18 protein-coding genes are annotated in these 19778 nt (G+C 36.8%); 2 read left to right on the plus strand and 16 right to left on the minus strand.

Features of this window, described 5'->3' with window-relative positions; genetic code table 11:
- Positions 1–93 precede the first annotated feature (93 nt).
- The 3 genes from ftsX to ftsY are packed head-to-tail and all read right to left on the minus strand — an operon-like array spanning position 94 to position 2985.
- The gene (ftsX, locus tag RI844_RS14315; protein ID WP_348395347.1) at positions 94–1074 is read right to left on the minus strand and encodes a permease-like cell division protein FtsX; all 981 of its coding nucleotides are present in this window, start codon (positions 1072–1074) and stop codon (positions 94–96) included.
- Positions 1074–1760, minus strand: a complete 687-nt coding sequence (ftsE, locus tag RI844_RS14320; RefSeq protein ID WP_348395348.1) for a cell division ATP-binding protein FtsE — start codon at positions 1758–1760, stop codon at positions 1074–1076. The genes ftsX and ftsE overlap by 1 nt, the downstream gene beginning before the upstream one ends.
- Positions 1761–1797: 37 nt before the next feature.
- Positions 1798–2985 carry a signal recognition particle-docking protein FtsY gene (gene ftsY, locus RI844_RS14325; RefSeq protein WP_348395349.1) on the minus strand — a complete coding sequence of 396 codons (1188 nt, stop codon included), beginning with the start codon at positions 2983–2985 and terminating at the stop codon, positions 1798–1800.
- 170 nt (positions 2986–3155) lie between these two features.
- Between ftsY and rsmD the strand changes: the two genes are divergently transcribed.
- Complete coding sequence (gene rsmD / locus RI844_RS14330) at positions 3156–3743, plus strand: 16S rRNA (guanine(966)-N(2))-methyltransferase RsmD (protein WP_348395350.1); 588 nt, start codon at positions 3156–3158, stop codon at positions 3741–3743.
- Positions 3744–3799: 56 nt separating this feature from the next.
- On the opposite strand, the gene RI844_RS14335 is transcribed toward rsmD, so the two are convergent.
- From RI844_RS14335 to RI844_RS14345, 3 genes are all read right to left on the minus strand, one after another.
- Complete coding sequence (locus RI844_RS14335) at positions 3800–4015, minus strand: dodecin (protein WP_348395351.1); 216 nt, start codon at positions 4013–4015, stop codon at positions 3800–3802.
- Between the two features lie 77 nt (positions 4016–4092).
- Complete coding sequence (locus tag RI844_RS14340; RefSeq protein ID WP_348395352.1) at positions 4093–4686, minus strand: YjaG family protein; 594 nt, start codon at positions 4684–4686, stop codon at positions 4093–4095.
- Positions 4687–4734: 48 nt separating this feature from the next.
- A complete protein-coding gene (locus tag RI844_RS14345; protein WP_348395353.1) occupies positions 4735–7161 on the minus strand; it encodes a coiled-coil domain-containing protein in 2427 nt (808 codons plus the stop codon).
- 200 nt (positions 7162–7361) lie between these two features.
- Here RI844_RS14345 and RI844_RS14350 point away from each other — a divergent pair, with 200 nt between their 5' ends.
- The gene (locus tag RI844_RS14350) at positions 7362–8204 is read left to right on the plus strand and encodes an EamA family transporter (RefSeq protein WP_348395354.1); all 843 of its coding nucleotides are present in this window, start codon (positions 7362–7364) and stop codon (positions 8202–8204) included.
- Positions 8205–8272: 68 nt separating this feature from the next.
- On the opposite strand, the gene RI844_RS14355 is transcribed toward RI844_RS14350, so the two are convergent.
- The 10 genes from RI844_RS14355 to RI844_RS14400 all read right to left on the minus strand — a co-directional run bounded on the left by RI844_RS14355 (position 8273) and on the right by RI844_RS14400 (position 19482).
- Positions 8273–8536, minus strand: coding sequence for a YdcH family protein (locus RI844_RS14355; RefSeq protein WP_348395355.1), 264 nt, complete (start codon positions 8534–8536; stop codon positions 8273–8275).
- Between the two features lie 36 nt (positions 8537–8572).
- Positions 8573–8890 carry a TraR/DksA family transcriptional regulator gene (locus RI844_RS14360; protein WP_348395356.1) on the minus strand — a complete coding sequence of 106 codons (318 nt, stop codon included), beginning with the start codon at positions 8888–8890 and terminating at the stop codon, positions 8573–8575.
- A gap of 189 nt (positions 8891–9079) precedes the next feature.
- Positions 9080–10858, minus strand: a complete 1779-nt coding sequence (locus RI844_RS14365; protein WP_348395357.1) for a M61 family metallopeptidase — start codon at positions 10856–10858, stop codon at positions 9080–9082.
- A 36-nt stretch (positions 10859–10894) separates the two neighbouring features.
- Positions 10895–11311 carry a GFA family protein gene (locus tag RI844_RS14370; protein ID WP_348395358.1) on the minus strand — a complete coding sequence of 139 codons (417 nt, stop codon included), beginning with the start codon at positions 11309–11311 and terminating at the stop codon, positions 10895–10897.
- A gap of 2 nt (positions 11312–11313) precedes the next feature.
- A complete protein-coding gene (locus RI844_RS14375; protein ID WP_348395359.1) occupies positions 11314–11538 on the minus strand; it encodes a VF530 family protein in 225 nt (74 codons plus the stop codon).
- 193 nt (positions 11539–11731) lie between these two features.
- Positions 11732–12463: a glutathione peroxidase gene (locus RI844_RS14380; RefSeq protein WP_348395360.1), complete on the minus strand. Its 732-nt coding sequence runs from the start codon at positions 12461–12463 to the stop codon at positions 11732–11734.
- Between the two features lie 273 nt (positions 12464–12736).
- Entirely contained in the window at positions 12737–15151 is a 2415-nt protein-coding gene (locus RI844_RS14385; RefSeq protein WP_348395361.1) for an ABC transporter permease, read from the minus strand.
- Positions 15144–15854, minus strand: a complete 711-nt coding sequence (locus tag RI844_RS14390) for an ABC transporter ATP-binding protein (protein ID WP_348395362.1) — start codon at positions 15852–15854, stop codon at positions 15144–15146. The genes RI844_RS14385 and RI844_RS14390 overlap by 8 nt, the downstream gene beginning before the upstream one ends.
- Before the next feature lie 39 nt (positions 15855–15893).
- A complete protein-coding gene (locus tag RI844_RS14395; RefSeq protein WP_348395363.1) occupies positions 15894–17162 on the minus strand; it encodes an efflux RND transporter periplasmic adaptor subunit in 1269 nt (422 codons plus the stop codon).
- A gap of 190 nt (positions 17163–17352) precedes the next feature.
- Positions 17353–19482, minus strand: a complete 2130-nt coding sequence (locus RI844_RS14400; RefSeq protein ID WP_348395364.1) for a winged helix-turn-helix domain-containing protein — start codon at positions 19480–19482, stop codon at positions 17353–17355.
- Positions 19483–19778: the final 296 nt, after the last annotated feature.

Genomic DNA, 19778 nt, shown 5'->3' on the forward strand with positions numbered 1-19778 from the left:
TTTGCTACTTAACTGTTTGATTAAAATAAATTTAATTAGTTCAATTAGCATGTTTTCAAATTGTAACCAATGATGAATTTTAGACAGAAATGACTAATCAGCGCTAGGTTCAATCGACTTAATATGTTGGCGAACAGAAATATAGCTGCCCAGTAAACCTAAACCAATAGCAGTAAACACCAGCAAAATGATCTCATCAAAGCTTAATGTTTGTAATGAAAATTGGCTTTGGTATAACTGAGCCAAATCAACAATAGCGTAATCGAGATAACTACCCAGAATCGCAACCGTTATTGAGGCAAGTAATCCGCCAAAAACACCATACCAAAAGCCGGTATACATAAATGGTCTCTGAATAAAGGCATCTGTCGCGCCAACCATTTTCATTACCGCTATGGCATCTCTTTGATTTAGTATTGCTAAGCGTATGGTATTGCCAATAATTAATACCACAGATAAACTTAATAAGATTGCTAATGAAGTAACGATATCTTGAATCAATACCATGATAGCTTCTAAACGTGTTAGCCACTCTAGATCGAGTTTACCTTGGGCCACACCTCTTTCTTTTTCTAATTTTTCCAGTAAAGCTTGTGCCGCTGTTGGTTGGCTGAAGCGTTTCGATGGGGTTACTAAAATTGTTGCCGGCAAAGGGTTATCATCTAAATAAGACAATGCCTTGCCAAACCCGGATAGTTTTTTGAATTCGATTAGAGCATCTTCAGCCGAAATATAACGTACGTCTTGCACTTCAGGGTACAGTTGTATGCGCTTTACCAGATTTTGTGCGTCTTTATCTTTTACCGACAGTTTTAGAAATACGCTAATTTGCGCCGCAGAATCCCAGTTTGAACTGACTTGTTGGGCATTCTTAGTAAATAAATGCAGGGTTGCCGGCAACGTTAAACTAATTCCCAGCACCAATATTGTCATGATAGACGCCATAGGCGTGCGCCATAAATCTCCTAAGCTGCCAATCGCTTGTTGCAGGTGACGAACAGGCAACATGATCAAAGTATTTAAAGAAAAGCCATTGCCTTTGCGAAGTAGAGCATTTGAGTCTTTCTTAGCCATTACTCTTCCTCCTCTTCACTATGACTTAAACCATCGGTGATCATCGTCCCTTGTTTTAGTGTAAGTGTGCGGTATTTCATCCGGGCGATAAGACCAAGATCATGGGTTGCAATAAGTACGCATACACCAACAGAATTAAACTCTTCAAATAGGCGAATAATGTCTAATGATAACTTCGGATCTAAATTACCAGTAGGTTCATCGGCCAAGATGATAGGGGGCTTATTAACAATTGCTCTGGCGATACCCACTCTTTGCTGTTCACCACCAGAAAGCATGTGCGGGTAGCATTTAATTTTGCTCGATAAACCTACTTTTTCTAATGCGGCTTCAACTCGCTTGCGAGTTTCTTTATGGCCAACGTTTTCAATAACTAATGGTAAAGCAACATTGTCAAAAATAGTGCGATCCATTAGCAAGTTATGATTTTGAAAAATCATCCCTATATTGCGGCGCATATAAGGAATTTGTGAATAATTAATCCGTGATATATCACTATTATTAATCAGGATTTGCCCAGCAGTTGGCTTTTCCATCACACTGATCAGTTTTAATAAGGTACTTTTACCAGCACCGGAATGGCCTGTTAAGAACGCCATTTCACCAGCGTCTAAATCGAAACTAATGTTTCTTAAGGCGTTAAACCCTCCAGGATAAGTTTTATTTACAGCATTAAAACGGATCATTATTTGTCACTTTTTATTTTTATATAAATTGTTTGCGCTATTCCTGTGTTTCAAATAGAGCTTCAATAAAATCTTCACCATGGAATGGGCGTAGATCATCAATACCTTCACCAACACCTAAGTAGCGAATAGGTACGCTGAATTTATCTGCTAGGGCGAAAATAACGCCACCTTTGGCGGTACCGTCTAGTTTAGTTACGTTGATACCGGTTAACCCAACTGCTTCATTAAACAATTGAGTTTGGCTTATTGCATTTTGACCGGTACCAGCATCAATTGTTAGCATAACCTCATGTGGTGCTTTCTGATCAATTTTTTTCATAACGCGCACAACTTTAATTAACTCTTCCATTAAATGTGCTTTGTTTTGCAGTCTGCCAGCTGTGTCGGCGATTAAAATATCGATGCCTTTACTTTTCGCCGAATTTATCGCGTCAAAGATAACTGATGCACTGTCGGCACCGGTGTGTTGCGCGACCACGGGAATATCGTTACGTTCTCCCCAAACTTGCAGCTGTTCAACGGCCGCAGCGCGGAAAGTATCACCAGCAGCTAGCATCACCGACTTGCCTTCGGCTTGAAATTGTTTGGCAAGTTTACCAATAGTTGTAGTTTTTCCTACACCATTAACACCAACCATTAAAATAACATGTGGGCCTTCAGTCGTTTCAGGTTCAGCTTGTTCGACGCTAGCAAGAATTTTTTGCAGCTCTGCTTTTAATAACTCGTATAGTGATTCTGCATCTTTTAGCTGTTTGCGCGATGCCGATTCTGTCAGTGAATTTATAATTTTGGTGGTGGTCTCTACGCCAACATCAGCTAATAATAATTGTGTTTCTAATTCTTCAAATAGCTCATCGTCAATTTTTTTGCCGCGAAATAAATCAAAAATTCCGCCACCAAGATTTTGTCTTGTTTTACTTAAACCTTGTTTTAAACGGGCAAAAAAACCTGATTTTTGTGGCGTATCAAGAACAACCGGGGTAGATTTTTGCTCTGGCTCTGGCTCTGGCTCTGGCTCTGGCTCTGGCTCTGGCCCTTCTTCAACCTGTGCCGGTTCAATAATTACTTCAGCCTCAGATGTAACGGCTTCTGCTATTGTGATTTCTGATTCATCAATTACAGCGTCTTCTGCATTAGGTTCTTGCGCTTCTATAGTATTTTCAGGAGCAACAATAGGTTTATCTTTTTTGAGCCAGCCAAAAAGGCCTTTTTTCTTCGACATAGTAAATAAATTCGATAATAAGTTGGTGGCTGCGACAACAATAATTTTACCCGGTTAGGTATATAGATTGGTATAATCGCCGATAACAATAAATTTGTGTTTATAATATCATCATACTTGGTTTGGCAAAACCAACCAAGATAAAATAAACTCGCAGAAGTGGTAAGTAAATGGCTAAAAATCGTAAAGTTATTGGGCAAAAACAACAAACTGGTCAAGTTCGGATTATAGCCGGACAATTTCGCGGCCGAAAATTGCCAGTCATTATGGCCGATGGCCTACGACCAACAACCGATAGAGTGAAAGAAACAGTTTTTAATTGGTTAATGCCTTACCTTTATAATGTCAAATGTCTAGATTGTTTTGCTGGCTCGGGCAGCTTAGGCTTTGAAGCTTTATCGAGAGGAGTGCGTAGCACTCAATTTTATGAATTAAATGCAATTGCGGCTAAACAAATTCAAGATAATATTCAATTATTAAAAGCGAGTAACGCTAAAATTAATAAAGGCAGTTGTTTGGCGCTATTAGAAAAAGAACAACAAGAATTTGATTTAGTATTTATCGACCCGCCTTTTAGAAAAGGTTTTGTAGGTCAAACAGCAGAGCTGCTTGAATCTAAACAATTACTTGCCGATGAAGCAGTTATCTATATAGAGGTTGAGTCTGAACTCGCCGACTTGCAGCTACCAGTAAACTGGCAGTTATTAAAAGAAAAGGTCTCTGGCCAAGTTGCTTATCGTTTATATCAAAGAACTTAAAAATCAGGGTCAGAGTCAGGTATTCATATGGATACCTGATTTTGCCCCTGGTTTATTTAGCTGTATTTAATTCTGAAACCTATTTTAATGGTTACTTGATAGTGAGCAACTTTGTTATCTACAAGGTGGCCTCTGGTTTCAATCACTTCAAACCAATTCATATCATTCACCGTTTTTGCACATTCGGCCAATGCATTTTCAATAGCTGCTTCAATACTCAGTGGTGAAGAACCAACGACTTCTAATTTTTTGTAAGTGTGATGATCTGACATGGCTATTCCTAATGTTCACGATAGATATATTAAGAATAGCTGAATTTTTATTAGTTCCTAGTTCTCAAAAAAATCTATTAAATTTCTATGCCTAAGTTAGACATACCTTCACTCAATGCCATTTCTTTTAATTGTTTGCAGGTTTGCTTATTTTCTTTACTAATTTTAACCGACATGAATAATTCTTGTTGGGTTTCTACTTCCCATTGCATTAACGGGTGATCTTCAATGTCTTGTTCGTTAATAACAATAGCTTGCAGTTTTTCCTGTTCAGAAGCTAGCAAAATACCTAGGTAATAACTCACGCTACTTTGCGATAGCAAGCCTACGTTATTTATCGTCTCTTCATCTTTATCTTGCATGCCTTGTAGTAATGAGCCTAAGGCCATACAAGTATCAAGCGCGGGGTGAACACCAAAAAAATCAAACTTGTCTACATCAGGTATTTCATCTTCAAGCTTTTCCAATTGTGCGGCAAAATTAATTTTTAACTGCCCTTGTTCAAGCAGTTGCCATACCAAGTCGAGCTGGTTGCGTAATATTTTGAAATTGCCAAAGTTGGCAGCTTGCGAGAACATTTGATAGTTAGGCAACATACGTTCAAGAATTGCAGCTGAAAAAGCGGTTTGCTGCCAAAGGGAAAGGTCTTGCAATGAAATATTTACTGGCACAATGAGTGTCTCAATGATGATAAGTGCGCTAATTATAGCGCATCTACTTTAACCAATTGCTATTTGTTTTTGGGCATACTCAAATTTTAAGCGATATTCAGTAACTTTTGATTCCATTTCGGCTAATTCATCGCTTAATTGACGTTTTAATTCATGGTTTTCATCACGTAAGTCTTTTAATGTATGACGAATTTGCACATCACTTGAATCTTGCCGAGATTTTATTGCAGCATTTTTTTGTACATACTCAGCAATTTTTTCTCGTTCAAATTCTAATAAGCGTTCCAGACGAGTTACTTCTGAAGTGCCGTTGGCGCTGCTGTGCTGTAATTGCTCATATTGTGATTGGATGGAGTCTTTATCTTTATTTAATTTTTCGATGATTTCATCAGTTTTATTTTGATGATTTTCAAGCCTTTTTAAAGCAGTAGATAGCTGTAATTCTAAATCACTAATTTTATTTTGTTGGCTATATTGCTTTGTTTCAGCTTGCAAATTAGCTTGTTCAAGAAGTTGCTTTTGTTCTTTATTTACGGCGTTGAGTTGTTTTTCTGATTTCTCGCGTTGGCTAATTAATTGACTATTAATTTGTGAGTTCTTACTTCTTAGCTCTTCTAATTGTTCGTCTTTACTGGTTATTTTATCTTTTAGAGCGCTGTTTTGCACCCAAGTAGATTTCTGTTGCTTTTCGCTTTGCTCTAATAAATTCTCTGTGTCTGCAAGCTGCTTTTTCAAGTTAGCGGTTGCACCGGCAACATCTTGTTGTTCAGCATTAAGTGACAGTGTTAATTTATCAACTTGCTGTTGCAAGTCTGTGGCTTGTATTTTAGAAGTAGAGAGTGAGTTCTTTAACGATTGTTCTTTATTACTGTAGTCATTATTGATTTTATTCAATTCAACTTGCTGAGCCGTTTTAATATCGCTAATTTGTTGCTTTAAGTTTTGTTGCTCAACATCTGCACTACTCAGTTTTTGTTCAAACTCTGCGATAGTCTCTGTAATACCATTTTTATCTTTGGCTAGGGTCGCTAGCTGTTTGTCAAAGCTTTGTTGTTGCGTTGACAAGGCTTTTTCATGGACTTCATTAATGCACTCACATTTGATATTTAAGTCGCTAATATCTGTTTCGAGAGTTTTGAGCTGTAGTGATTGCTTATTAATTTTAGTGTTTTGCTGCTGTTCTTTAGTTGCCAACTTGTCTAGAGCCAGTAGTTGTTTGTCACACTCTTTTTGCTTTACTTTAAGCAATTTATCTTGTGCACTAATCGCCGTTTTATGTTCCTTTTCAAGTTTAGCAATGGCTTGCTCATGAGCTTTAACTAAGTTTTTACTTTCAACTGTAAGGGTTTTACTTTCTTGTTTCAGGCTTTTAATCTGACTTTTTAAGTCACTTATTTCATTTTGTAAGTTATTAGTTGTTTGTTGCGATTTGTCTAATTGCTGTTCTAATGTTTTTAAGGCATCAGTACTCGAGCCGGAAGCTTGTTCGTAAACTTTTAAGCGTTCATTGTGAGACTTTAATAACTTATCAGTGGCTGTTTTGTGTTCTTTTTTTAAAGAAGCGGTTAACCTTTCAGCTGCTTTCTTGTCAGACTCTACTGCAATAATCTGATTTTTTAAGTTACTTATTTCACCTTGTAAGTTATTAGTTGCTTGTTTCGACTTGTCTAATTGCTGTTCTAATGTTTTTAAGGCATCAGTACTCGAGCCGGAAGCTTGTTCGTAAACCTTTAATCGTTCATTGTGAGACTTTAATAACTTATCTGTGGCTGCTTTGTGTTCTTTTTTTAAAGAAACGGTTAACTTTTCAGCTGCGGTCTTGTCTGATTCTACTGTAATAATCTGAGCTTTAAGAGACTCATGTGATTTGTTCAACAGGTCAAAATCAGTTTTTAATGTTTGCTGATTTTGTTGGCCGTCAATAAACGTTGCCTTAAGTTCAGCAATATCATGGTCAGATGATTGCTGTAATTGTTGATATTTGTTCTCTAGTTTTTCTACATCCTTTAACAGCTTTTCTTTATCTTTGGCTAAGCCGGTCACTTGTTTATTAAGGGGTTCTAATTGGCTTTGTAGTAATTCGCGATTTTCTTTGGTTAAGCGTAAATCTTCTAAAGCTTGTTGTTCATCTTTTAATTTAATTTTTAAGTGAGTTTCAATTTGAATCGCACGTTCTTTTAAAGCAGAGTATTTGGCTTCGTAGGTAAGTAGTTTCTTTTTGAGTTGTTCAATTTCGCTAAATTTAAGATTTACCGAGTCATGCTTAGATTGGCTCAGCTTTTCATGGACAGCACTGTTTTTTTCGTTAAGTTCAAGTTTTTGCTTTTTTAATGCTTGTTGTTTATCGATTTCAGCATGCTCACTAATTTTAGCGGCAAGTTGATTGAATCTATCTTCAAGTTGAATAAAAATATCGCCGGCAAGTAATTGTAATTGCTCGTCAATTTCGCTATTGATTTCTGCTTGAGTTGTCATACAAAATTCTTGAATTTGTTATTATTGTTATCGATAAACAAGTGTTGAACATGCTCATCACTCTGTAAGTAGTGATATTGTTATCTTCACTATTGTTTTACAATAGCAGAAAACATTGTGCTTGCTTACAACTTTTTAACAAGTCCGATGATTAGTTCTTTATAGCGGCATATTTCGCCAATAATTTTACCGGGAGTTCCATGCTTTATTTAGTATTGGTGTCTGTAGTTTGGGCATTTTCATTTGGATTGATTAAAGGCCAATTGACTGGTATTGAGCCCGAAGTTGTCGCCAGCATTAGATTATTATTATGTGTTGTAAGTTTTTTGCCTTGTTTACTATTTTTGAAGTCATTTAAGCCGAATAGTAAATTGATGCTGTTAGGGGCTCTACAATTTGGCGTAATGTATCTTGCTTATATCCAGTCTTATCAATATCTTCCTGGTTATTTAGTCGCAGTATTTACCATTTTTACGCCTTTGTATGTATTGTTAGTTAATTCAATTATTAATAAATATTTTAATGTTAAACACTTACTGCCTGTACTTATCTCAATTATTGGTGCTGGTGTTATAGTCTTTAAATCGCCCCAACAAGCCGAATTTATTACCGGTTTTTTATTGCTGCAGCTTGCTAATGTTGCATTTGCTATTGGCCAGGTAAGTTACAAATATGTAGCAAAAAATCAACCTGACAGTGAGAATATGCTGTGGATGTATATTGGCGCAGCGTTATTGGCCAGTATCTATACGGTAGTGAATGTTGATATGAGTTTGGTAAATATTGCGGCTAAGCAGTGGTGGGCACTTATTTATCTTGGTGTAATTTCTTCAGGGCTGTGTTTTTACTTTTGGAATAAAGGCAGCAAACAGGTAAATACACCAACCTTGGCAGTCATGAATAATGGTTATGTACCATTAGCGGTAATTTTTGCCATCACATTTTTTGCTGAAACTGCCGACTATACCCGTCTGACAATTGGCGGTTCATTAATCGCAATAAGTGTGTATCTGGCATATTCAATGCAGAAGAGGAATAGTTAAAATAATACGCTGATTGAAGTAACTCCCGATAGTTGAGCAACAACAATCGGGAGAATTTTTATTAGTCGTTAGATTGATTGAGCTAGTTTAGCCTGATGTTTTTTTAACATCAAAAACAATTCGTCTTTATGGTTAAGGCGTTGCATTTTAAGTTCATCTAAATATTCATCTGTAGTGTTTTCTACACCTTCTTCAATGCGAATTACTTCATGATCAAGCTCGTGATATTCTTTAAAAACTTTCGCAAAATGGTTGTTGTTCATTTTTAAGGTGCGGATCTCATCTCTAAACTCTGGAAATTCATGATGTAAATCGTGTTTTTGTATGTTCATTATCTCTTCCTGATTGTTAATGTGAACTGTAAATTTCTATTCTTGACTGCAATTAAAACAAGTTTTGGTGTATGGCAATGCTTCTAAACGCTCTTTTGATATTTGCTTACCACACTCCGTACAAATACCGTATTGTTCGGTTTGTAACATTGCCAGTGTTTGTTGAATTTTTTGTAGTTCAAGCAAAGTTTGCTGATGAATTTCATCAAGAACTTCATCGTTTTCGCGCTCGGCACTTTGCTCGGAAAAATCTTGACTACGACCTTTTTTAAAGTCATTTTCAATCGCCGCTAAGCGGCTTTTTAATTCATTTTGTTTGGTTATTAGTGAGGCTTTTAGTTTCTCAACAATCATTGCAATTCTCCTTATGCTGCTAGATTAGCTTGTCTGAAAAACTACAATTTGATCTGGCTCAAAAAAGCATCGGTTGATTACAATCAGTGATTAGATAAGGTGAAATGGCTAGGTAGACGCACACTTAACTTGGTTAAATGCAAGTTAAGTGTGCACTTTGGAATGATGAGTTATGGTGGTCGTTGATTGTTATATAATAGTTTGCCAGTTATTTACTAGTTCATCGTCAGCTACATCTAATTGCACAGCAAGTTTCGGGGCACACACAATTTTTAATTGCAAATTCAATAGCTTGTCATCTCTGAAAATATGGCAATCTATCAATTTGTTTTCGGGAATATGGTTAAGTAGCGATTGAAGAGATTTCTCATTAGCCTTTAAATTATCAACGGCAATAATAATATCATCCACACTTAAGCCTGCATGCTCGGCTGGGGAATTATTTTCTACAATCGTTACTTTTAAACCTGCAGGAGTCTGTTGATAAAATGCGCCTAAATAGGGTTTGTATTCAGAGTTTTTATCGCTCTCAAAACTATTTAATTTTTTATAAGGCGTATGTTCAAAAGCAATGCCTACTTTAGCTAAAAGTTGTTTAACGGGCACTCGGTTGGCGGTGTGGAGCAATTGGATAAATTGAGTACTTATATCACAGCTACACAATTGATTGGCAATATCAATAAAGTGTTGTTCATTGGTGCCTACGCCTGTCTTACCATGATTTAACCACAATGTTCTCATCATGTTATCTAAACTAAATTTTCCATTGCTGTATTGTCTTATAGTTAAGTCTAACCATAAGGCAATTAAAGACCCTTTCGTATAATAACTGACAATATTATTAACCGCATCTGGACCCTGTTTATAAAATTTAGTCCAGGTATCAAAACTTGATTCGCTGACTGATTGCTTAAGCTCTCCCGCGCCACGATAAACACGGGTCATGGTTTTCGACAATATCGTTAAGTATTCTTTAAACTCAATTATGCCAGCTCTGAACAATGAAAAATCATCATAGTAAGAAGTAAATCCTTCATAAGCCCACAATTGCTCAGTATGTACTTCTTTACTTAAATCGTATGGTACAAACTCTTCTGGTTTTATCCGGCAAACATTCCAGGCATGAAAGTATTCATGTGAGCAAAGTGACAAAAATGTTTTGTAATTGTCAGTTAGTTCTTTCGGTTTGTTTGGGTTAGGCAAGTCGAATCTACTGGCAACTAATACCGTTGAGTTCTTATGTTCTAAACCGCCAAACCCTTCTGCGAGCAGGTTAGTAATAAACCAATACTCTGTAAAAGGCGCTTCACCAAATAAATCGATATGATGCTGGCATAGCTTGGATAGATCATTTTTCAATCTTTCACGGTCACCAAAATGTCGGCCGGCAAAAACTAGATAGTGCGGTACATTTGCAACACTAAATTCAATAACGTCAAAGTCACCAAGCTCTACAGGGCAATCGATTAAGTGCTGATAATTGTCGGCAATATAGTCACCAAATTGATAAATATCGGTGCCATTCTCTCTAGGTAAGCCTGTAGCAACTTTCCAATTGCTTAACCCTTCGGGTTTAATTATTTGCAAACTACAAGAGTGCTCAGCTAATTCTTTTACTTCTAAAAACGTTGAACTACCATTGAAAAATCCACGTTGGTTATCTAAAAAAGCGGTGCGTACCGATAAATCAAAGGCATAAATGTCATATTCAACACTAACTGCTTCGCCGTTTGTTGTTAACAGCCAAGTTTGTTTATCTGTTTTGCGAAACTCTATTTGTTGTTGATGAGCTGATGCGTTAAACGTAATGATATTTTTGGCAAAGTCACGGATCATATAAGAGCCCGGTAACCATGAAGGCAAGCTTAGAGTAAGCTCAGAATGCTGATGAGCAGGTATATCTATAGTTACCGTAAATTGATGAGCATTAGGGTTACTGGCACTAATGCTATAAGCTATTGTCGTCATATTAGGAGATTACTCTTAATGGTAAATGCAAAAACGTTATTTAGGCCCTTGTTCAAACTTTGGTAGTTTTTCAAAGCTGGTATGCCAATTAGGTGTTTCAGAGCAAAAAATATTTTGTGTGGGTTTTAATTCAATTTCATCATCTAAGGTGCCAACAGGTAATACAAAAAGTTGTTCGGTTTGAGTTAACCATGGCATCGTTGAACCGCAATTTGTACAAAAGCTGGTGGCAAAGTACTTGGCTTTAGGCTCGGTATAACGCCCTAAAAAAGCTTCACCACTGAGCCATTTAAATTGCTCTAAAGGTACGAAAATATTGGGAGCAAAAGCACTACCGGTTATTTTACGACAGCGTGAACAATGACAGTACTGAAATATTTTTAAAGGTTCGCTTACTTGATAGCGAACTTGTCCGCATAAACAACTGCCTTTGTAGGTTTTGGCTTCGCTCATTTTTACCCCAGCTGATGTTTGTTTTTAATGTAAAGCTGCTCAACTTTTTCACGAGCCCAAGGAGTTTTACGTAAAAATTTCAAACTAGATTTGATGCTTGGGTCAGTGGTGAAGCATTTTATTTTGATTAACTTTCCAAGTTCAGCAAAACCAAAGTGCTGTTCAAGATCAGTAACGATTTTTTGCAAAGTAACGCCGTGCAAAGGATTGTAAGGTTGATTGTCCATAGTGCTTTATATTGAATAGACTCGATAACTAAATAGTAGCATTAATCTGAGATCATTTGAGCTGGTTTTTTGATCAAAATAAAAAAGCCCCTCTTAGAATTCTAAAAGGGGCTGAAAGTTGCAATAAGCAAGGAAGAGGCTCATTACTTTTCAAAGTGCGCGAGCACAATTCTATGGTTAAAAGCTATTTAAGTTACGCTTTTAAATAAGCAACTAGGTCTTCGCTGCTACCGATATGGTTATTGTCAATAAATACCTGCGGCACGGTGTCGCTGCCAGTGATTGCTTTTAATGACGTTAAACTTGCGTCTTTACCTAATTCTATTTCTTCAAAGCTGTAACCGTTGTCAGTTAAAAGCTGCTTGGCTTTTATACAAAATTGACAACCAGGCTTAGTGAAGATACTTACCGCTTGTGGTTTTTTCGCGGTTGGGTTGATGTAATCAAGCATGGTATCGGCATCAGAAACTTCAAACGGGTCGCCTGGAACATTAGGCTCAATAAACATTTTCTCTACCACTCCATCTTTAACTAACATTGAGTATCTCCAGCTGCGCTTACCAAAACCTAAATCAGCTTTGTCTACTAGCATGCCCATACCGTCAGTAAATTCACCGTTACCATCTGGAATTAACGTTACGTTGTCACTTTCTTGGTCGCTTGCCCAAGCATTCATTACAAAGGTATCGTTAACTGATAAACATACAATGTCGTCAACGCCATTTTCTTTAAACGTTGTTGCTAACTCGTTGTAACGAGGTAAGTGGGTTGATGAGCACGTTGGGGTGAAAGCACCAGGTAGTGAAAATACAACAACCGTTTTACCTTTAAATAATTCATCTGTAGTTACGTTTTTCCATTCGTTATTAACACGAGTTGGAAATGTTACGTTTGGGATTGATTGACCAGTTTTGCTATCTAACATAGATGCTCCGATAAAGTTTAATAAATGTAAGGTCAGTAATTAATACTGCTTGTTAATTCGATGGAGTAATTATGAAACAACTAGCTAATTAATTAAAATGATATAAATTGATTGTTGTAATTGGAAAAAGTGATTAATACTTTGCAGCTATAGATAAAACATATAGTGAACAGTGTTAAACTTTACCTTTATATTAGTGCTGAATTTTAAATGCCGCATAAAAATAAGCGGCTTTAAATTGAAAATTTAACGAATATTGCAACTGATAGTAAATTATTCACAAGACAGTGAGTCAACAGGCGGAGCTGTCGCAGCTCGATAAGCAATTACCATCACTGTGACGTAAGCGATAATTAAACTAAAAAAGCCACTTAAAATAAAGGCACTGTAAGGCATCTCTATCCGATAAACAAAACCGTTTAACCAATATCGCATCAGAAAATAAGCGACAGGTAAGGCAACAATATTTGCCAATACGACTAAGTTAGAAAATTGATTTACTAGCATAAAACACAATTGCGGTGTGTTTGCTCCTAGTATCTTACGCACTGCAATTTCTTTCACTCGCCTTTGGGTATTAAACGCAGCCAAACCGAACAATCCTATTGCAGTTACCATAATGGCTAATAAGGTAAATACATTAAGTAATTGAGTTTGTTGGTTTTCATTTCGATAAGAGGCTGAAAACAAATCGCTAAGCCAGTTATATTTAAACGCTAAACTGCCATCTAAATTTAACCACAACTGCTCAAGTTCTTTGACAGATTGCAAGTTTGAACCTGCTTTGAGTCTAATGGCTACCCAACGAAGCGGCCTATCTTGCGGTGCCGCGGATAATTCATAAGTCATTGGCGGCACAGTATTTTTCGCATTAACATAGTGGCTATCTTCAACAATGCCAATAATTTGATGATTATGTAAACCGTCATTGCCACCTCCTAAGGTGATCATTTGGCCAACAGCCTCTTCAGGGCTATAGCCTAATGTGGTTGCTAATGTTTGGTTGATAATTATCTTTCCTTTTGAGCTTTGCCAGTCGTCTTTATTTTCTTTATAGGCATCATTCACATACGCTGTTGAAAAATCTCTGCCAGCAAGTATCTTAATACCAAACGTTTGAAAGAAATCATAACTAACAGGGTTGTTTCCAGACCAAATTTCAATACTGATATCATCCGCGCGCCTAACAGTATTTGATGTGCGTGTTGCTTTGGTCGGCACCGTATGAGACATGGTTGTAGAAATAACGTCGGGATGGCGCATAGCTTGGCTTTTAAATGCATCAAAGATATTTTCTCCGCGGCTAACAATAATAACATTTTCACGATCAAACCCTTGTGGCATGTCTTTAATGAACTGCATTTGCCCATTTACAATTAAGCTAGATACAAGCAGGAATGCCGCGATACCAAATTGTAAGATAATCAGGCCTTGGCGAAGTAAGTTGCCAGATTTTGAACTACTCACTAGCCCTTTTAATACATGAGCAGGTGATAAGTGACTCAGGTAAAAAGCCGGATAACTGCCGGCTAAAATAGCAACTAATAGTGTTAAACCAACTAGCTGTAAGGCCAAGGGCAATGAAAGTACAAAACCAATATTGCTACTCATTAATAAATTAAATCCCGGTATAAACAACTCTACCACCACTATTGAGCAGCTTGTTGCGGCACTGGTGAGTAATATTGCTTCTAATAAGTATTGCGTGATAAGTTGACTTTTGCTGGCGCCAAGAGCTTTTTTGACTCCTACATCTTTTCCCCTACGCATAGCTGCAGCAGTTGATAAATTGGTAAAATTAACGCAAGCCAATATTAAAATCATTAGTGAAATAATACTAAATACGTTAACCATCACTTCACTACCCGGAGCAACAAGACTGTATGTAGTATTGTTGTCTAAATATATTTCAAGTAGGGGTTGGAAAGTCACACGTCTTTTTTTGTAAGACGATAACCCTTTTGCGCGTTCATCATAATACTCACCCGCGGTTAACGCTAAGTTTGAAATATTTTCAAAGTTAGTTATTTTGGCAAACGTCACCGTAGCAGCATAGTTCCAGCGTTCAGACCAGTCAGGTGCTGGTAATTGACGGTAAAAATTCTCCATTGGGATCAATAGTGTGACTGGCATTGTATTTGGTATAAATGTCTTTTTAACAACGCCAGTGACTTGATGGTCTTTACCGTTGATGATTAAGTGACTGCCTATAACTCCGGTACTTCGACCAAAATATTTTATAGCAATGTCCTCATGAATAACTAAGCTGTCAGGTGCATTTAATGCTGTATGGATATCACCTTCTAACAACTCAAAATCAAAAAATTCAAAATAGTTACTATCACCATATAAAGCACGCTCTGAAAATACGTTTTGTTGATGTTTCACTGAGATGGTAGATCTTGATACGCGGGTAGTATCAGCAACCTGATTAAAATTGCTTGCTAACGCTTTAGCAAAAGCTAAAGTTGTAGAAGCCTGCGGCCTTTTGTCATCACGGGTAAGGTTTACTCGGTAAATACTCTCTGCTTGACTAAATTGCGAGTTGTAACTTTTTTGATTGTCCACATACAGTTGCACTAAAATGAAACAGGCAATACCGATAACTAAACCAGATAATTGAATAAAACTAGTAAGTTTATCTCGGCAGAAATTACGCCAAGCAATTATTAATAATAACTTAACCACAAGCCACCTCCGAGATATCAGTGAAACTTGCGATATGTTCATCTTTTACAATTTTACCATCGAGTAGTTCCAGTACACGAGTTCCATAATGTACATGTTCTGGTGCATGGGTCACCATGACAATGGTCGAACCGGCCTTATTAAGTTGCTGTAATAGTTCCATTACTTGCACTGAATTTTTTGAATCAAGGTTACCGGTAGGCTCATCAGCCAATATTAATGCCGGCTTTGTAACGATAGCTCGTGCTATGGCAACTCGTTGTTGCTGACCACCCGACAATTTAGCAGGTAAATGCTTTCGACGATGAGTAATATCAACTCTTTGCAATACTTGATCGACTAACCGCTTACGTTCATCTTTAGCTACTTTATGGTAATACAGAGGCAGTTCAATATTCTGCTCTACGGTTAGCTCATCAATTAAGTTAAAGCTTTGAAAAATAAAGCCAATATTGTTTTTACGCAATTGTGCTCGTTGTTTTTCACTGCTTGTTTCAACTTGATGTGTTTGAAACTTAAATTCGCCTTGATCGATACTGTCTAGCATGCCTAATACGTTAAGTAATGTCGATTTTCCACAACCCGAAGGGCCTAAAACTGACAAGAACTCGCCTTTTTTTATAGTTAAACTCATTTTGTCGATGGCAACAGTTTCTACTTCATCGCCGATGAATGAACGGCTGATATTGTTAAATGTGATCATGAAATTTCCTTAATTTTAGATTGTTTTTATTGGATTTTATTAGTTGCTTGAAAGCTGTAAGCTTTCCGCATCAATAAAGCTGGCATAAGACGAAGTAATTACTCGCTCGCCAGGTTGTAAGCCTGAAACTACTTCGATGACTTGCGGGTTTTTTCTTCCTAAACGTACATTACGTTTGCTCGCAGAATTATTTTGTTCATCAAGAACAAACAACCAGCTACCTGCGGTATTTTGTAAAAATCCGCCATTCGCTATTTGCAGTTTTGATTCGCTTGATGAAAGATTGAACTTAAGCTGTAAACTTTGACCAAGTCTTAACTGCTTAGTGAATGCCTGCTCAGGCAACAGAAAGTCGATTTTGAACGTACCGTTTTCAATACCAGGGTAAACTTTTGCCACTGAAAGCTCATAGTCTTGCTGGTTAATGTTGAACGTCGCATTTTGACCTTTAAATACTCGGCTAACGTAAAATTCATCAACCTGTGCACTTACTTTATATTGTTCAATTAAATCAACTCGTCCAAGGCGCTGCCCATTGCTTTTAGATTCACCAACTTTGGCATCTAAAAACGTTAGTTGCCCTGAGCTTGGGGCACGAATTATCAATTTATCTAAACTCGATCTTGATATGGCTAGATTGCTTTCTAGTGTTTTAATACTTTGCGCTAATTGCGCAAGTTGTTGTGTTTGCAGTAATGCTTCTTTTTCTTGACTTTCTTTGACTAATTCTCGGTACTTTAATTGAAATGCTAGTTCGTCTTGTACTTTTTCAAATGCTTGGATAGAAATTAATTTTTGCTGCGTTAATGTTTGTATACGGGCAAATTCCTTTTCCAATCTAAGTACTTCAAAATCGAGTTCAATAACATCACGCTTAAGTTTTAATTGGTTTTGTTCTAGGGCTAATCGTGTATTACGCATGTTGTTTATTTGCTCTGAAACTTCAGCTTCTCGCGCCAAAACATTCAGTTGTAAGTTGGTATTGCTCAATTTAAGTATTGGCTGGCCTTTCTCAACAAGTGCGCCTTCTTGAGTGAATATTTCTTCAACTCGGCCGCCGTCTATTGCATCGATAAATACCATATCTTCTGGTTCAACAGTGCCACGTAAAGGTAGATATTCTGCAAATTGTGCTTGTGTAACTTTACTAATCACTAAATTTTTTATTGATACGTTATAGGTTTTTCCTGTATCGCTTGATGTATTGTTCGAGGCATAAACAATGCCAGCGATTCCAAAGACAAATAAAATAGAAAATATTTTTTTATAATTTACTTTAATTGCTTTCTTGCTTAGTGGTTTGTCCATAAAGATGATCCCTGTTTGAAAATGTTGAGCGTAGTGTCAGGGAAATTTGTTATGAAAGAAGGAACAAAGAAGGAATTAAGCGTGAACAACGATGAAATAATTGTGACCACTGCTCCGGTCACAAGTTTAGTGCAATAATATCAATGAGTTGAGGTTTATTTTAAGTGTTGTCAGATCTAAGTTTTAACAGTTATTGGCTAGAGGTTTGCATTACATCAGCAACTGATTGGCTCATTTTAGTATAAACAATACCGTCGCCGGTGCTATCAAAATCACTTTTTGGCAACGGGGAAAACCATGCATTTTGCAATTGATGTGGCGTATTGATGTCATAAGCAAGCAAGCCTTGTTCGGGCAAAGAGGATTTGCACACTATTGAATCACCTGATTGATGTAAATTTAGTTTTCGGTTGATAAAGCTAGAACTACAATACAATTTAGTTTCTTCAGGTTTTTCGGTAAAGTTTTTAAACTTCATTACTTGTGCATCCTTATCAGCGATAGCATAGTAGTGTTCATCAACTTTAGAGTATATTCCGCCTTGATAACCAGACGGTAATGATGATAACTGCTGAGTGCTGATTTGATAACGCATGAAATACCAGTCATTATTTTTAATGGTTGAAAATAGTAGTGTATCTTTGTTCTGCCAACTTAATCCACTGATGGCGATATTATCAAGAGGCAGCTTTTCTATCTCGTAACTGATTGTATCTGCAATAAATATTTGATTATCAGCCAAAATAGCTAATTGGTTGTCATCAGGTGAAAAAGCCAGGTGATATAGCTTTACCGGGTTCTTAAAAAAAGTTAGCTGTTGGCTTTCATTAGTGTCTATATTGGATACATAAACTTCAGCAGATGTTGATCGCTTAGATACAAATGCATATTTGTCACTGTTATTTGCTAGCGTGGGCAAGTAGTCCATCACTGATGAATTATCCAAACTGACAGCAGGAGTTTTTCCTATTAATGAGCGTGATTGGTAGTAAATATCTCTATTGAGTAAATAGGAAACAAACGAAAAGTCTTTACCATTATTAATTCTAGATACGTGCTTTACCCGAGAAGTATTACTGGCAAGAATGGACAAATTTTCACCTTTAAGGTTACTTTGCCATAACTCGTACGCAGGGTGAGGTGATGGATGAACAATCGTACTATTATCATGAGCCCAGCGAACCGAACGCATCAAATAAGGTAATTGCACTGTTTTAGTTAATCGTGAATCTTGAATATCGAGGGTGTAAATACGTGTTTGCGGCGAAAATTCACTATTAAGCAATATTAAACGTTCACCATTAGGCGATATATCAAACGCATAGTTACCAAGCCCACTAGTAATCGGCTGATTTACAATGTCTTTTTGCATCGTTTGTAAATCAACTCGAAATACTTGGTAGCCATTTGTATTCGATTGGCGATCATTAAAATAGAAAGATTGACCATTTGGAGAGAATACAAATTGAGGGCTACTGTCTGCGCCACATTCACTAATCGCTTGCCACGACTTTACATTCTTAATGTCACTTAATGCTGACCAATATATGATGCAAACGTGATTGTGTTGATATAAAAAGGCTATTTTATCCTCAATAGGTGACCAAACTGGCTTAGACAGTTTTCCTCTGGGATGGGAGATACTTTGCTTGTTTTTAGATTTTAAGTTTTCAATATTGATATAAGCACGTTTCCCTTCGTGCTGTTTAGTATATGCTAGTTTTGTTAAATCAGGAGATACCGATGGGTTTAGTTCCTCTGCAACCTCTCGCGTTAATGGTCTAATTTGTTTAGTCTCTAATGCCGTGGTGTTATCACTATACCAATACGCTTTGTAAATCATCGCGACTAAGAAAAAAATAATTCCAACAACAATCGCTAAACTTTTGTTATTCGTCTTAGTTGCCTTGTAGTTACCTTCGTGATTATGACTAATGGCAGAGTTGTCAAAATGCTGATTAAGTTGCTCAGTTTCTTTGGTGTTATTTATCGTTTGGATAGCATCATCAATCGCGGTAAATTCTGCGACCATGCGATAGCCTTTTTTGGGTACAGTGATGATGAATTGCGGATACTTAGGGTCGTCATCTAATACTTTTCGCACTTTAACTAAAGTACGACTTATGGCATTTTCTGTAACAATAGTGCCAGACCACACGTTATCCATAAGCTCATCTTTGCTAATGACGCGATGATGGTTTAGACAAAAATACACCAACAAATCATAAACTTTAGGTGCAAGTGGAATTTGAACGCCTGATTTAATAAGTAGTTGATTATTGGTATCGATACAAATATCGTTGTACTGAAGGTAACGCAAAGCGACTCCGGCTTTTATCTTTATAGCTTTTCTTTTAACGTATTAATGTTTAGCGCAGCTATAGTTCTTTTTAAGTGTACCCATACTACTTCACTTCAATTCGTATAGTAAATGCATTCACAAAACTTTTACAATTAAACGTTTTGACACTTAGCCGATTGCTTTCAATACGCAAAATTTTGTTATAAATAAATATCTAATCACTTGAAAAATAAAGTAATCATTACTTGGTCACAACTTTTTCATCTTAATTCCGATCTTGTTCATTCTTTTTGTTTATAAGCCAGTTAACGTAA

This window comes from Thalassotalea fonticola (genome assembly GCF_032911225.1).
In the GTDB taxonomy this organism is placed as follows: domain Bacteria; phylum Pseudomonadota; class Gammaproteobacteria; order Enterobacterales; family Alteromonadaceae; genus Thalassotalea_A; species Thalassotalea_A fonticola.